Origin of the sequence: Celerinatantimonas yamalensis, assembly GCF_046054155.1 — a bacterium.
Taxonomy (GTDB): domain Bacteria; phylum Pseudomonadota; class Gammaproteobacteria; order Enterobacterales; family Celerinatantimonadaceae; genus Celerinatantimonas; species Celerinatantimonas yamalensis.
The window spans coordinates 233,809-248,927 of sequence record NZ_JBEQCT010000004.1 but is presented as its reverse complement, the minus strand read 5'-3'; the positions used below and the strand labels follow the sequence as shown (position 1 = coordinate 248,927).

Annotated in this window: 13 protein-coding genes; 2 read left to right on the top strand and 11 right to left on the bottom strand. The window is 45.8% G+C overall.

Going from position 1 to position 15,119, the window contains the following annotated elements; translation table 11 throughout:
* Positions 1-17 precede the first annotated feature (17 nt).
* Positions 18-1,322: a TRAP transporter large permease gene (locus tag ABUE30_RS10920; RefSeq protein ID WP_408623803.1), complete on the top strand. Its 1,305-nt coding sequence runs from the start codon at positions 18-20 to the stop codon at positions 1,320-1,322.
* A 104-nt stretch (positions 1,323-1,426) separates the two neighbouring features.
* Here the strand turns inward: ABUE30_RS10920 and ahpF are convergent, their stop codons facing one another.
* From ahpF to ABUE30_RS10880, 8 genes are all read right to left on the bottom strand, one after another.
* Complete coding sequence (gene ahpF, locus ABUE30_RS10915) at positions 1,427-2,971, bottom strand: alkyl hydroperoxide reductase subunit F (protein ID WP_408623802.1); 1,545 nt, start codon at positions 2,969-2,971, stop codon at positions 1,427-1,429.
* 77 nt (positions 2,972-3,048) lie between these two features.
* Positions 3,049-3,606, bottom strand: a complete 558-nt coding sequence (gene ahpC, locus ABUE30_RS10910) for an alkyl hydroperoxide reductase subunit C (RefSeq protein ID WP_408623800.1) — start codon at positions 3,604-3,606, stop codon at positions 3,049-3,051.
* A gap of 342 nt (positions 3,607-3,948) precedes the next feature.
* Entirely contained in the window at positions 3,949-4,740 is a 792-nt protein-coding gene (locus tag ABUE30_RS10905; protein ID WP_408623799.1) for a DUF1338 domain-containing protein, read from the bottom strand.
* Positions 4,741-4,930: 190 nt separating this feature from the next.
* Positions 4,931-6,139, bottom strand: a complete 1,209-nt coding sequence (locus ABUE30_RS10900; RefSeq protein ID WP_408623798.1) for a hypothetical protein — start codon at positions 6,137-6,139, stop codon at positions 4,931-4,933.
* A 563-nt stretch (positions 6,140-6,702) separates the two neighbouring features.
* Positions 6,703-8,160 carry a succinylglutamate-semialdehyde dehydrogenase gene (gene astD, locus ABUE30_RS10895; protein ID WP_408623797.1) on the bottom strand — a complete coding sequence of 486 codons (1,458 nt, stop codon included), beginning with the start codon at positions 8,158-8,160 and terminating at the stop codon, positions 6,703-6,705.
* 23 nt (positions 8,161-8,183) lie between these two features.
* Positions 8,184-9,197 carry an arginine N-succinyltransferase gene (gene astA / locus ABUE30_RS10890; RefSeq protein ID WP_408623796.1) on the bottom strand — a complete coding sequence of 338 codons (1,014 nt, stop codon included), beginning with the start codon at positions 9,195-9,197 and terminating at the stop codon, positions 8,184-8,186.
* A 66-nt stretch (positions 9,198-9,263) separates the two neighbouring features.
* The gene (locus ABUE30_RS10885) at positions 9,264-10,481 is read right to left on the bottom strand and encodes an aspartate aminotransferase family protein (protein WP_408623795.1); all 1,218 of its coding nucleotides are present in this window, start codon (positions 10,479-10,481) and stop codon (positions 9,264-9,266) included.
* Between the two features lie 254 nt (positions 10,482-10,735).
* Positions 10,736-11,347, bottom strand: coding sequence for an anthranilate synthase component II (locus ABUE30_RS10880; RefSeq protein WP_408623861.1), 612 nt, complete (start codon positions 11,345-11,347; stop codon positions 10,736-10,738).
* A 591-nt stretch (positions 11,348-11,938) separates the two neighbouring features.
* On the opposite strand from ABUE30_RS10880, the gene ABUE30_RS10875 reads away from it, so the two are divergent.
* Positions 11,939-12,682: a carbonic anhydrase gene (locus tag ABUE30_RS10875; RefSeq protein ID WP_408623794.1), complete on the top strand. Its 744-nt coding sequence runs from the start codon at positions 11,939-11,941 to the stop codon at positions 12,680-12,682.
* A gap of 49 nt (positions 12,683-12,731) precedes the next feature.
* On the opposite strand, the gene trpS is transcribed toward ABUE30_RS10875, so the two are convergent.
* The 3 genes from trpS to rpe are packed head-to-tail and all read right to left on the bottom strand — an operon-like array spanning position 12,732 to position 15,116.
* Positions 12,732-13,742 (bottom strand): tryptophan--tRNA ligase, encoded by a 1,011-nt coding sequence (gene trpS, locus ABUE30_RS10870; RefSeq protein ID WP_408623793.1) that lies wholly within the window; start codon positions 13,740-13,742, stop codon positions 12,732-12,734.
* 25 nt (positions 13,743-13,767) lie between these two features.
* The gene (locus tag ABUE30_RS10865) at positions 13,768-14,454 is read right to left on the bottom strand and encodes a phosphoglycolate phosphatase (protein WP_408623792.1); all 687 of its coding nucleotides are present in this window, start codon (positions 14,452-14,454) and stop codon (positions 13,768-13,770) included.
* Positions 14,451-15,116: a ribulose-phosphate 3-epimerase gene (gene rpe, locus ABUE30_RS10860; protein WP_408623860.1), complete on the bottom strand. Its 666-nt coding sequence runs from the start codon at positions 15,114-15,116 to the stop codon at positions 14,451-14,453. Before rpe ends, ABUE30_RS10865 begins: the two co-directional genes overlap by 4 nt.
* Between the last annotated feature and the right edge of the window lie 3 nt (positions 15,117-15,119).

Genomic DNA, 15,119 nt, shown 5'->3' with positions numbered 1-15,119 from the left:
TGCAATGGAGCTGTTTAATGTCTTTCACTCTCATGAGCCTCACTTTAGCAATACTGTTGATTCTCGGGCTACCGATTGCCATTTCACTGCTGTTAAGTGGCATGATTGGTTATATGCTGGTCATTGGTATCAATCCGGGAATTGATGCGCTCGCTCAAACAGCCTACAGCGATTTAAACTCGTTTGTGATCATCGCCATTCCTCTATATATATTTATGGGGCAATTAATGCTCAAAGGTGAAGCAGGTAAAGATCTATTTGATTTAGCACATCGGCTCACCTACAAGCTACCCGGAGGGCTAGCCATTGCCGCGACTATCGCCAGTACCATATTTGCTGCGATTTCAGGCTCGTCAACCGCGACAGCCGCAACTATTGGCTCGATCAGTATTCCCGAGATGCGTCGTCGTGGCTATCCTCGTCGACTCAGCGCCGGCTGCGTTGCCGTATCAGGCACGCTCGGGATTCTGATCCCGCCCAGTATTTCATTTATCCTCTATTCACTGGTCACAAGCACATCCATCAACAAACTATTTTTAGCTGGCATTATACCCGGTCTGCTTCTGGCTGGATTATTTATGCTCTACTCTGTTTACGCCATGTATATGTACACTGACAGAGAGACAAATCGCAAATCGATGACAACGTCAGGCGAAGCCCCCTTACCCCAAATTAATATAGAGATGATTGGCAGTTTGTTGATTATTCCCGTCGTCCTAGGCGGGATCTATAGTGGCTGGTTCACCCCGACAGAAGCGGCTGGAGTAGGCGTTTTGTATGCTTTAATCTGGACTGCAGGGCTAAAACGAACACTGAGCTGGCCACAATTTATGGCCGCAACAACTGCCAGTGTGCAGACCAGTGCTATGATCTTAATGCTAATTGCAGGCGCATCGGTATTTGGCAACACTTTGTCATTGTTACAGATCCCTCAAGATGTGGCACAGTGGATGACTCATTTGCAGATGAACACCTGGCAGTTTTTAATCGTGATCAATATCCTCTACCTCATTTTGGGGATGTTTATGGACGCGGCTGCCGCCATTTTAGTCACCGTTCCGATTTTATTACCGGCCTTGCAAACTATGCATATTGATCTCATTTGGTTTGGGGTGATCTTAGTGATCAATATGGAAATCGGCGCAGTAACTCCCCCTGTAGGAATGAACTTATTTGTCGTTAAAGCAATTTGCCCCGATTATACCCTTACGGATGTCCTTGTCGGGGCACTACCTTATGCACTGATGGGGCTGTTCGGGCTGGTATTGATTATGATTTTCCCAGACATCGCCTTGTGGCTACCCCATTGGTCGACGCATTAAACTCAAAGTGAATAGTTAGCTATATTATCGAAGGACAAAAACGCAACCGCTTCAGCCAAGCATCGTGAATGAAGCGGTTATTAAATCATAGTGTTCGTGCGGGTTTATTGACGGATGAGGTAGTCAAAAGCGCCTAGTGCTGCGGAAGCGCCACTCCCCATTGAGATAATAATCTGTTTATATGGACTATGAGTGACATCGCCAGCGGCAAAAACGCCCGCAAGTGAGGTCTGCCCATGGGCGTCGGTAACAATTTCTCCGCGCTCAGTGAGCTCAAGGGTATCACGCAACCATTCGCTGTTAGGGACCAAACCAATTTGCACAAAGATCCCAGCAACATCGAGCAGATGTGCGTCACCATTAGTACGGTTTTTATAATTTAACCCTATCACTCGCTGGCCATCGCCGATCACTTCGGTGGTCATTGCCTGTGTCATAATAGTGACATTGGCCAGTGACTGCGCTTTTTTAATTAACACTGCATCGGCGCGCAATGTGTCACTAAATTCCAGCACAGTGACATGTTCGACGATCCCAGCTAAATCAATGGCGGCCTCAATACCAGAGTTACCACCACCAATAACCGCAACCCGTTTACCTTTAAACAGTGGGCCATCGCAGTGTGGGCAATAGGCCACACCTTTGCCCCGATAAAGCTGCTCACCGGGCACATTCATCTCACGCCAACGCGCCCCTGTTGCTAAAATGACCGCTTTACTTTTCAGTTGCCCGCCATTGTCTAAAGTGACTTCGATCAAGTCGTGCTTTTCCAATTTAGCGACGCGCTGTGTCGTGATCAAATCGACATCATAATCTAAAACATGTTGCTCTAAATTAGCGACTAACTTAGGCCCTTCGGTGGCACTCACGGAGATAAAATTTTCAATCGCCATGGTATCTAACACCTGCCCACCGAATCGATCAGCGACGATCCCGGTGCGGATCCCTTTACGCGCCGCATAGATAGCAGCAGCAGCTCCGGCGGGGCCCCCTCCAACAACCAACACATCGAAGGGCTCTTTGGTCGACAGTTCCTGCGCTTGCTTGACACTAGCGCCACTATCGACTTTATTTAAAATCTCGTTCAGTGACATCCGTCCCTGTCCAAATTCTTCCCCATTGAGATAAACTGTTGGCACAGCCATGATATTGCGTCGCTCAACTTCACTTTTAAAGAGCGCGCCATCAATCATGGTACTGGTGACATTCGGGTTCAAATTAGCAAATAAATTCAAGGCTTGAACCACTTCGGGGCAGTTTTGGCAGGTCAATGACACATAAACTTCAAAATGCAATTCTTGCTTAATTGAGCGTGCTTGGTCAATCGTTGCTACATCCGCTTTAGAAGGATGTCCACCGGCTTGCAATAGCGCTAATACAAATGAGGTAAACTCATGTCCCATTGGCACCCCGGCAAAGGTAACGCGCGCTTTCTCGCCTAGCGGGGCAATTTGCATCATCGGTGCCCGAAAACCATCTGCAGCCACGACAGTACACTTGATTTGATCAGATAATTCGCTCACTTCTTGCCCTAGGGCAGCCAGTTCAGCGGCTTTGTTTGATTGGTCTGTGAACACCTTAATCTCAATCGGATGAACGATATTTTGAAAATAGGTGTCGAGCTGTTTTTTTACTTTTGAATCTAGCATCGTAAGAACCATACCTGTTACAAGAGATCATCGAAGGTGACACAGCAGGCAGGCCAAAAGACCTGCCAGAAGTAAACTTAGATTTTGCCTACTAAGTCCAAAGAAGGTGCTAATGTTGCATCACCTTCTTCCCATTTAGCTGGGCACACTTCGCCAGGGTGGGCGGCCACATACTGAGCGGCTTTCACTTTGCGCAGTAGGTCTTGCGCATCACGACCAATCCCTTCAGCAGTGATTTCCATCGCTTGGATCACCCCTTCTGGGTCAATTAAAAATGTCGCACGGTCAGCAACACCTTGACCTTCACGCAATACGCCAAAGTTGTTAGCCATAAGATGTGTTGGGTCACCAATCATCGGATATTGAATTTTACCGATCGTGTCAGATGAATCGTGCCACGCCTTATGAGTAAAATGTGTGTCAGTCGAAACAGAGAAGATCTCTACACCACGTTTTTCGAACTCATCATAGTTATCGGCCAAATCACCTAGCTCAGTTGGGCAAACAAAAGTAAAGTCGGCAGGGTAAAAGAACACGACAGCCCACTTGCCTTTAAGGTCATTGTCAGTAATTTCAACAAATTCACCTTGTTTGAAAGCTGTAGCTTGGAATGGTTTGATCGCAGTATTAATCATGGCGTTATCCTTAAGGTTCATAGAATCGTATTGGGTTGACAGAGGTTATTCTATGGGAGATTAACGATTGTTTGAAATTGTTAATTTCTAATGTTTTGATTAATAAAAGCTATCAATATGATATGAATATCACATTTCTGTAATATTTAATTTACAATTAGTTAATATTAATGGGTGTTCTAGCGCCTTATCTTCTGTCAAAAAGAAGAAAACCATATGAGAATAATTGATTTTTTCGTCTGCAGAACCATCCATGACTTATATAGCAAAACAGCGATAGAAGAAGAATGTAAGGAGGAATAATAGCGCGCGCCTAATAGCGACACACGCCAAAATTCATGCTTATAAAGCGTTGGTACTATCGAAAATTTTATCCGCGGATGCTTCAACAAACCCTTGATAGAGTTGGCCAGACGCATCAGGATAACGCAGTGCAAACTCATAAAAACAGGATGGAATAATCGCTTGTTGATCGCTAAAACTGACCGCCACATGATCTGCCAAGGTAGATGATTGCTCTAGCATTGCCAGTTCGCTGCCCTTGATTTCCCCGCCACTGTGATTGAGTTTAAACCCTGCATTGACCAGCGCCTGATTCACTTGGATTAAATCATAAAAGCCATCGAGCAGATTGACATTAACCGTGAAATGATTGGCCCGATAGCCAAATGCTGCGACCCACGCCGCATACTCACTCTCGTTTAAGAGTGTGAGGTAATCGTGATAGCTCACCGACCAAGGGCGGCCACTATAAAGATGTGAGACGCTCCCCATAAAGCCGACCTTAACCTGCTGATACAGTTGCCCAATTATGCGCTGGGCTGTCGCTGAAAGCTCATTAACCTTAAGCTCGCTAATAAAGACTTTAGGGATCGATGGATCTGGATGTTGCAAATGACGCGCCCGTAATTTTTTGACGCCAAATTGATAATCTCCAGCATACTCAAATCCTAACTGGACAAAATGACGGCCTAAATCTTCTAAACCGATATCCGGTAGTGCATAGGTACGCAGCGCAATATGATCATTAATAATCGGATCACCTTGCCCGAGCAACTGCTGGATCGGCTTGGCACTGGGGGTAACCTCTAGATACTGCTGCCATAACTGGCGAAAAAGCGTGTCGATTGTCATTATTGCTCCACCATCAAACGTATATGCCATTGTACGTGATGGAGCAAAGGTAGCAGCATCCTCTGCCAGCGTTTGTGAACCCTTTCACGTATTTTTACGCCAGCAAAGGTAGCTATTTTCCTATTTTTGCGAGTTTTGCCACAAGGCATCCCATCAAACCCATGTGCCGGACATGGGTTTGATGTCACCATTAAAAGTGGAAGTCAATTTGGGTACGGAGCAGATGCCGCATCGCGTTATGATCAACGCTAGATGCTCTATTACGGCGCTGCACCGAGAAAAATGTTTCCCAAACCACATTTTTAAATGGGACGAAAGTTCCCCCTAGCAGCCAACCTTTGGCATCATTTGGCAGGGATCCCCATTCATCATCGTGCGAGTAATCGCCATACCGTTCAAAATCGATATAACGAACATACATGCCATAAGAACCGACTTGTTCAAGCTTCGATCCTTTATAATCAACACGATACTCTTGGCTAGTATTGTAATCATCGGCATTCGTTCTAACAAACGCACCACGCAGTAAGATATCGTCGGTCGCTTGATATTGCAGTTCAAAAGCGCCCATTTGGCTCATTTTCTGGTCACCATTATAATCTTTATTGCCTGCATAGGTGATACTGGCCGCCAGATTTTTAGTGATATTACCAGTGATATTCATCCCCGTTATCGTGGTTTCTTGACCATTCGGCATAGTCACCAAATCCCCCTGACGCGGACGCAGCCAATAGGCTTTTACATTCCAACTTGGCACGACATCATAATCCACCGAAATACCATCTGCGGCGTGACCAAATGGAACATTCTGAAATCCAAGCCCCCACCATTTAGTCCCAAGTGCTATGCCAATATTAGCAGGCTTACCTTCAACCCAGATCCGCTGAAAGGTGCCGTTTTGGTCATCACTACCTGGATCACCATTACGCCACGACTGATTGACGGTATAACCTTTGCGGGTTTCGCTTTGAAAATGAGCATCCCAATCATCCGACACTTTCATTTTCCCTTCTAAATTCATATAGAAGTGTTTGTTGTTACTCCCCGAGCCAATTCCATCTCGGTCATCAGAGTCATATTTGGCTCTTACAAAACCAGATATTTGAATACGATCGAGCTGTTCTTTCAATTTGTTGTATTTGCTATCACTGAGCGTGCTTTGCGCCGGTTTAGCTTCGTTCATCTTTTTAAGCTGCGCGGCATATTGTTCACGCAATTGACGCATTTTCGCAAGTTCGCTTTGATAGGCTTGTTGCATGTTATCTAATTTAGCAAGTTCTTCTTTGAGGGTTTGAGTTCCAACAACTTGCTTACTCTGAGCGGCCCATACTGAGCCTGATGCCAGTGAAACACAGACACATCCGAGCGCCACAAGCTGTATTCGTTTAATCATTTTCATACCAATTATCCTTTCGGTACCGTTTGTTGGCTTTGTTTTGATTTGTCCCTACAAGCACCTCGAGGGCAATTCATCTCGCAGGTTGAATTGTTAGGCCCATCACTACGTCGCTAGTACAGCGCATATTGACAGCTTTCCTCGCTTGCCTTGAGAGACTAGAAAATAATCAGCTATTAGGATGTGGTAGAGCGCACAGTTTTGGAAACCGGTTTCCAAAATTTCCGAATTTGTTTCACGAATTGGGATCAAACGCTAAATTAATCGCGTTAATGATTTATAGCATATTAGTCATATGCTGAGAAAAGCAGCCGCTGAGCAAGTCAAAGCATCAAGATAGGGGTATAAGATTCACAGCGATTCCAGTTGCTGCGCTTAGAGGCTTAGCGTATCCAATGACAGGCCATAAAGGACGTTGATATTTCAGAAACAATGTTGCAGCGAATGGGTAGGCTTTTATACATAAAAAAGCACGTGTTGTTATTTTAGATAATCGATGGATCAATAATAAAATAAACCAGCCAAACGCTACCCGACAAATAACGCCATTGGCTGGTATATTATGCCTAAAAAATGATCCCAGGAGAGAGGGTCTCCGGCAAGCTAACATGCTCTGCTTGCACGCTTGCAACCGGATAAGCACTATAGTCGGCTGCATAATAGGCACTGGCACGGTGATTCCCCGAATCACCAACTCCGCCAAAGGGCGCACTGCTCGATGCCCCAGTAATCGGTTTATTCCAGTTGATGATGCCCGCACGGCTACGTTGATAAAAATCCTGCCAGCGACTTTGATCGTCGCTTAATAATCCAGCCGATAGGCCATATCGGGTATTATTGGCAATGGCAATCGCCTGATCCCAAACTTGATAGCGGATCACCTGCAACAAGGGGCCAAAGAACTCTTCATCGGGAAGCTCACGCACCCCTGTGACATCAATAATCCCAGGCGTGACAAACCCCTTGTCAGCTTCAGGCTGGGTCAGCGCTAATAGTTGACAGCCGCCACGACTGACTAAATCACGCTGAGCACTCACCATCTGGCTAGCCGCTTTAGCCGAAATCATCGCGCCCATAAATGGCTGGACTGCGCTGTCGTACTCGCCAACCACAATTTGTGCACTCACTTCCAGTAAGCGACCTAAGATCGCTTCCCCTTGCTCAGTAGCAGGCACAATTAAACGTCGTGCACAAGTGCAGCGCTGCCCTGATGAGATAAAGGCCGATTGCACAATCGCATACACGGCCGCATCAATATCACTGACCTTATCAATGACCAACGGGTTGTTGCCACCCATCTCTAGAGCTAAAATTTTGCTAGGTTGTGAGGCAAACTGGCGATGGAGCAATTGACCGGTAGCCGAGCTGCCAGTAAAAAACAACCCATCGATACCAAGATGGCTCGATAATGCTTTCCCCGTTGTTACTTCGCCTTGCACCAAGTTAAGCACCCCATCAGGTAACCCAGCTTTTTGCCACAGCTGCACCGTTGCTTCAGCCACTGCTGGCGTTTGTTCAGAAGGCTTAAAGACGATTGTATTGCCTGCTAGCAATGCCGGTACAATATGGCCATTGGGCAGATGCCCTGGAAAGTTATACGGACCAAAGATGGCCACGACACCATGGGGTTTATGGCGTAGCAACGCCTGAGCATCGCCGAGCGGCTGACTTTTTTCTCCAGTTCGCTCATGATAGGCTTGCTCCGATATAGCCACCTTTCCTTTCATGGCATTGACTTCAGTACGCGTTTCCCAAAGCGGCTTGCCGGTTTCTTGAGCAATAGTGAGCGCTAACGCTTCATGATTTTCTTCTAACAACGTAGCAAACTGTTTCACGATAGCAAGGCGCTGTTCAAATCCGGCTAACCACCATTGTTGCTGCGCTTTACGCGCCGCGTTAACAGCGGCATCAACTTGCTTTTCGTCGGCTGCGGCTCCTTCCCAGATCTGCTGATTTTTCGCCGGGTCGATCGAGACAAAGGCGCTGCCTTTACCTTCAATCCATTGCCCATTAATAAATTGCATGTTATTCACTCCCCATTCTTTATTTAACGCAGGGCAACCAAGCGAATCGGTTCACCGTCACTGACCCGAAGAGCCTTAGCTGTAGCCGCAGTCAGTGTGACCTCATTGCGTTTTAAGTTAAGGTTAACTTTATCCACACAGGCGCGAAATTGAGCTAAATCAGTATTGCTTAACAACCGTTCATCGCCACCAATGACATCACCGATTACGACCGTTAACCGCTGACTTTGTTGCACGGATTTAATATGGGCCAGTTGGCATTCAACCGTGGGGCCTGCATCAAAAATATCCACATACCCGCGATTTAAAAATCCTTCGGCTTCTAATAATTTTAGTGCCGGAATTGTTTTAGGGTGAACCTTACCGATGACTGCTTGGGCGGCTTTTGATAATAAATTCACATAGATGGGGTGCTTAGGCATCAACTCGGCGATAAATTCTTTACGCCCTACCCCAGTGAGGTGATCAGCGGTCGGAAAATCCACACTAAAAAAGTGCTCTTGTAACCACTGCCAAAAAGGTGATCGCCCTTGATCATCACTGACACCGCGCATTTCCGCTATCACTAACGGATTAAAATGTACACCATGTTCTGCCAACATTAAAAAACGACATTTTGAGAGCAACCGACCATTATTGCCACAACGAAAAGCTTCACGTAAAAACAGGGTACAAAGCTCGGTCACACCCGTATAATCATTGCCTAGCGTTAATGTTTCTACCACGTTATAGACATTTAAACTACGAGAAGCATGCACCACTTTGCCTAAATGATAGGTATAAAATGGATTGCTCAACCCGACTGCCGAGTCGATAGCCGTAGTTCCTACAACTTGACCCGTTTCGGTATCTTCAGCGACCATTAAAAAATAGCGCTCTGGCTGTGCCTCTGGAGCAAATGAGCGCAGCGAATGCGCAATTTTGTCATAAAGCAATGGCTCATCGACAGGCAGTGAGGTAAACCCCACGCCAGATTCTTTGGCCATCTCAAATAACGCCGAAAAATCGCTTTGTTTAATCGGTCGAATGACGAGCATGGATATGCCTCTCCTTATTATTGAGTGAGCGATCGCTAAGTTCTTTCAAAAGCGATCGCTGCGGCTTTATTTGGCGAGTACTTTGGCGACAGCTTGTTCAAAACGGCGCAGACCTTCTTCGACATCTTCACGAGGAATAATCAGCGAAGGTGCTAGGCGAATAACATTAGCACCAGCGACCAGTACCATGACGCCACACTCAATTCCCGCCGTTAGGAATTCACGCGCACGCCCTTCATACTCGCTAGTTAATGCTGCGCCCAACAACAGGCCTTTGCCTCGAATTTCACTAAATACATGATATTTTTCATTAATCGCATTTAGCCCATCTCGGAACCACTGTTCTCGGACTTTAACACCATCGAGTACTTGTGGCGTGTTAATCAACTCAAAGACTTTACTGGCGACCGCGCAAGCTAAAGGATTTCCGCCGTAGGTACTGCCATGAGTTCCCGGTTTCAAATGTGGGGCATATTCATCGGTTGTTAACATCGCAGCAATCGGGAAGCCGCCGCCTAACGATTTTGCGGTACTTAAAATATCAGGCGTCACACCCAGCTGTTGATAAGCATACAATGTACCAGTACGCCCCATACCAGTTTGCACTTCATCGAAGATCAATAAAGCATGATGTTGACTACATAACTTACGAACCTGCTGAATAAATTCAAGATCCGGTGAAACGATACCTCCCTCACCTTGCAGTGGTTCGATCATCACCGCACAGGTGTCATCATCGATGGCGGCTTTAAAAGCTTCAATATCATTGTAAGGGATATGTGTAATAGCGCCGGGCTTAGGACCAAATCCATCCGAATAAGCCGGTTGTCCACCTACGGTCACAGTAAAAAAAGTACGTCCATGGAACCCTTGTTTAAAGGCGATGATTTTGTTTTTATGCTCGCCAAAGGTATCAAATGCATAACGGCGAGCCAGCTTCAAACAAGCTTCATTAGCTTCACCACCAGAGTTGGCAAAAAACACCTTGTCAGCGAAGGTATTCTCAACAATTTGCTTGGCTAAACACAACGCAGGTTCATTGGTCATTACATTGCTTAAGTGCCAAAGCTTGTTTGCTTGCTCTGTTAGTGCACCCACCAACGCTGGATGACAATGTCCCAGTGCACTGACGGCAATACCACCGGCAAAATCGATATACTCTCGTTCTTCTTGATCCCACACGCGAGAACCTTCACCCCGAACTGGAATCATCGCCGCAGGGTTATACGTCGGCACCATCACATCATCAAAGAGTGCGCGAGTTGGATGGTTAACATTGGTCATTACTGTCTCCTTTGATACCGATGGCTATCGGCATGTCCATCACGTTAATGAATCATGGAATGGCTGGATTATTCCAAAATCTCCTACCATTGTCTGTCACAAAGATGCCACGATCACACGAAAAAAGTGATGATTAATCGCAAAAAGTGCATTAAATATCTATCATCAATGGTTTGGCTCAATCACTATATCAGAATGCAACACCAATAATTGCATAATTATTCATAACTTATTCATCCCAAAAATTATGCCAGTTATTCACCTAACCCACCTATTTCATTCGATTTATTCGACTCTAAAAAGTTATTCAGCAGCGTTAAACCCGATTCGGTGAGGATACTTTCGGGATGAAATTGCACTCCCTCAATGGCAAATTGGCGATGCCGAACGCCCATAATAATAGCTGGCGCATCCCCCTCAGCAGGTATCCAAGCAGTGATCTCTAAGCACTGTGGGAGTGTCTGCGGGTCGATGACCAAAGAGTGGTAACGCGTCACTTGTAACGGCGTGGGTAATCCGGCAAATACCCCTTGCTGGCGATGATGCACAGCGCTGGTTTTACCATGCATCACTTTATTGGCATGGATGATCTGTCCACCGAAATACTGCGCAATACATTGATGGCCTAAACACACCCCAAGAATAGGAATTTGACCGGCAAATTTTGCTATCAGCGCCAATGAGATCCCCGCTTGTTGCGGTGTTTTAGGGCCTGGGGAAATAACCAGATAATCGGGAGCAAGTTCAGCGATCTGCTCTAAGGTAATCTCATCATGACGATGCACTTCAACATACTCGCCTAACTGACTAAAGTACTGGTAAAGGTTATAAGTAAATGAGTCATAATTATCAATGATCAGCAGCACAACATTTCCCTGCATAACACGGCTGCCCAAACAGTGGCCACAACTACTCTTGCAAGTTAGAGCAGCAAATAGACCATCGAGCTTAGAGGCAGTTATTAGTTTATCGTAGAACACGTCAACGCCTCGGCCGTTATCACTTAGCCACTGACATTGAGGCATACTCATCTATCGGTTCTTTACTCTACCCCGTTTAATGAGAACTGTCATGTTTTGCAAAAGTGTCCTATGTAACAGTCACCTCACGCTCTGTTTACAAGTCATTCGCCCACTCATCTCTATGTGAAAAACACATATAAATCATTTTGTTATATTTTTATCGATAGCTGCTCTGTTGCGCACGTTTCACAGTGCTTGTTTCTTTCCAGCTATAGCCGATCGATGCGATAACTAGCCCTTCTCTTATAAAAGGATAAAAGAGTCAATAATCCCATCAAAATAGATAATCTATGACTACACTCACTAAAGTTTGTTGAACTCAGTGGCCTTCATAAAAATGAGACTGAAAAGCCATTTGTGATGTGGCTACTTTATCAGGGCACATTGATCAATGAATCACAGATATTCTGTAGCAATCATTCAAAGGAGTCATATATGAAACGATTCGTCCAAGCTGGGTTGCTCACTGCCTTACTCGCTTCACCAGCAGTCTTGGCTTCTCAAGGTGCGTCTTGGGGATATAGCGGAGCGACAGGCCCAGAACATTGGGGAGAGCTCAATAGCAAATTTATGATGTGCTCTGAGGGAAAAAACCAATCCCCCATCGATATCACTCAAACCGTCAAAGGTGAGCTTCCAGCCATTCATTTTTCTTACAAAGCCAGCCATATCGATTTGCTGAATAACGGTCATACGGTACAAATCAATGTAGAACCTGGCAGTTATATCACCGTCAACAATCATCGCTATGATCTAAAACAGCTGCATTTTCACTCACCTAGTGAAAATATGATCAATGGCCATAATTTTCCGCTAGAAGCGCATTTTGTGCATGCGGATAGTCAAGGCAATTTAGCGGTGGTTGGCGTGCTATTCCAAGAAGGCGCGGCAAATAAAGTTCTATCAGGACTTTGGCAAAATATGCCGATGCATGCGGGTGACCGCCGTAAACTAGCCCGGACTTTCAATCCAATGAATCTTATCCCGCTGAACGAAACCTATTATCGCTTTAATGGCTCACTCACCACGCCACCATGTAGTGAGGGGGTAAGCTGGATGCTGTTAAAAGCGCATACAACGATCTCTAAAGAGCAGGTGCAAAAATTCATAGTGAGTCAGAAAGGCCACAGTGATGCGCGCCCCGTTCAACCATTAAACGCCCGCATGGTGATTGAATAAGTGGACAGACACATTGCATAGCAATGTGTCTGTATTACCATTGCTGAGCTTAGATCCCGCTTGCCGGCACAAATCCGAGGACATCATAGACCTTCGCGAGGGTGATAACGGTGTGCTCACGTGCTTTTTCCGCCCCTTTTGCCATCACCTGACGCATTGCTTGTTCATCACGACGCAAGTCTTGATAACGGTTTTGCACAGGCTCTAGCATGGCCACGACTGCGTCGGCCACATCTTTTTTCAAATGCCCATACATTTTATCTTCGTAGTAAGGCACTAACTGAGCAATCGACGTACCAGTAGCGACCGAGAGTAAGGTCAACAAATTAGAAACACCGGCTTTTTCGCTTGGATCGAAATAGATCCGGGCCTGCTCATCCGAATCGGTCACTGCCGATTTAATTTTTTTCTCAATTTGTTTTGGCGTGTCATTGAGCAAAATAAATGCTTTAGGATTGTCATCCGATTTAGACATTTTTTTATTGGGATCTTGCAACGACATCACTTTCGCCCCAACTTGTGGAATAAAGGGATCAGGAACAGTAAAAACTTCACCATATAAATTGTTAAAACGCGTTGCAATATCACGGGTTAACTCTAAATGCTGCTTTTGATCTTCACCGACCGGAACCTGGTTGGCTTGATAGATCAAGATATCCGCAGCTTGCAGAACGGGGTAATCGTACAAACCCACATTAATGTTATTGGCATGTTTGACCGATTTATCCTTGAACTGTGTCATCCGACTCAGTTCCCCCATCTGTGTATAACAATTAAGCACCCAAGCCAGTTGCGCATGTTCGGGTACATGCGATTGTACAAAAATAGTGCTTTGCTGTGGATCCAGACCACAGGCCATATACATCGCTAAGCCGTCGTAAGTACGCTGACGCAGCAGCGTTGGATCTTGACGAACGGTGATTGCATGCAGATCCACCATCATAAAATAGCAATCGCTATGTTGCTGCATCGGTAGCCATTGGTGAATAGCACCCACATAATTACCAAGCGTCAGGTTACCAGATGGCTGAATGCCACTTAAAACAATGGGTTTGCTCATTAAAGATGATTCCTAGCTATTAGAGTTAGTGGGCGATGTTAAGAATGTCTGACAAAGCAGTTAGGCTATCCGCGACCCAATCAGGTTGGCTTTCGCTGATAGGAATGCCATAGTTATATCCATAGGTCAGCCCCAAGCTCGGACAACCGGCAGCTTTGGCAGCCAATATATCATTGCGAGAGTCGCCAACCATCAACATTTGACCACTGGATAACTGTCGTTTTTCAAGTATATATTGCAATGGATAAGGGTCGGGTTTGCGTTTAGCTAATGAATCGCCGCCCAAAACGATGTCAAAATAGTGATCCATGTGTAGTTGTTCAAGTAGCGGACGGGTAAACACATATGGTTTATTGGTCACTACCGCCATTGCAATCCCCTGCTCATCGAGCCATTCTAACGTCTGACGCACCCCAGAATAGAGATGCGTGTTCACACACAAATTCTGCGCATACAGGCGGTCAAAACGCGCCCGAGCATCTTGGTAGAATGATTCATCAAGATCTTCGGCGACAGTTTGTGAACCAGATAACGCACGCTTAACTAATAACTCGGCACCATTGCCCACAAAGCTATGGATTAACGCCATATCAAGGGGCTCGCGCGCAAGCTCTTTGAGCATTAAGTTAATCGCTAAAGCGAGATCAGGACCACTATTAATTAAGGTACCATCGAGATCAAAAGCTATCGCTTTAATTGGCTGTGAGCTCATACAGTCTCCAGTTCTTGGCGCATCGCCGCAATCGCCTGACGATAGTCGCTTTGATTAAAAATCGCAGAACCTGCGACAAAGGTATCTGCGCCAGCTTTCGCGATCTGAGCAATATTGGCACAGCTTACGCCGCCATCCACTTCCAGACGAATTTCTCGACCCGAAGCATCAATACGCTGGCGTACTTGCTTGATTTTTTCAAGCGTCATGGGAATAAATACCTGACCACCAAATCCGGGGTTGACCGACATCAATAGCACTTGGTCAATTTTATCCATCACATAATCAAGATAATGCAGAGGTGTCGCTGGATTAAACACCAATCCACAGCGACAACCATGCTCTTTAATCAATTGCAATGAGCGATCAATATGTTCGCTGGCTTCAGCGTGAAAAGTGATCGTACTCGCCCCTGCTTTAGCAAAATCGGGGATGATTCGATCAACGGGTTTAACCATAAGATGCACATCGATTGGTGCGCGAATACCATACTGACGCAGCGCCTGACAGACCATCGGCCCAAAGGTCAAATTAGGCACATAGTGATTATCCATCACATCAAAATGAATTTGATCAGCACCAGCAGCCAACACGGCACTGGCTTGTTCACCTAATCGAGCAAAATCAGCAGAGAGGATCGAAGGGGCAATATGATACGGCATTTT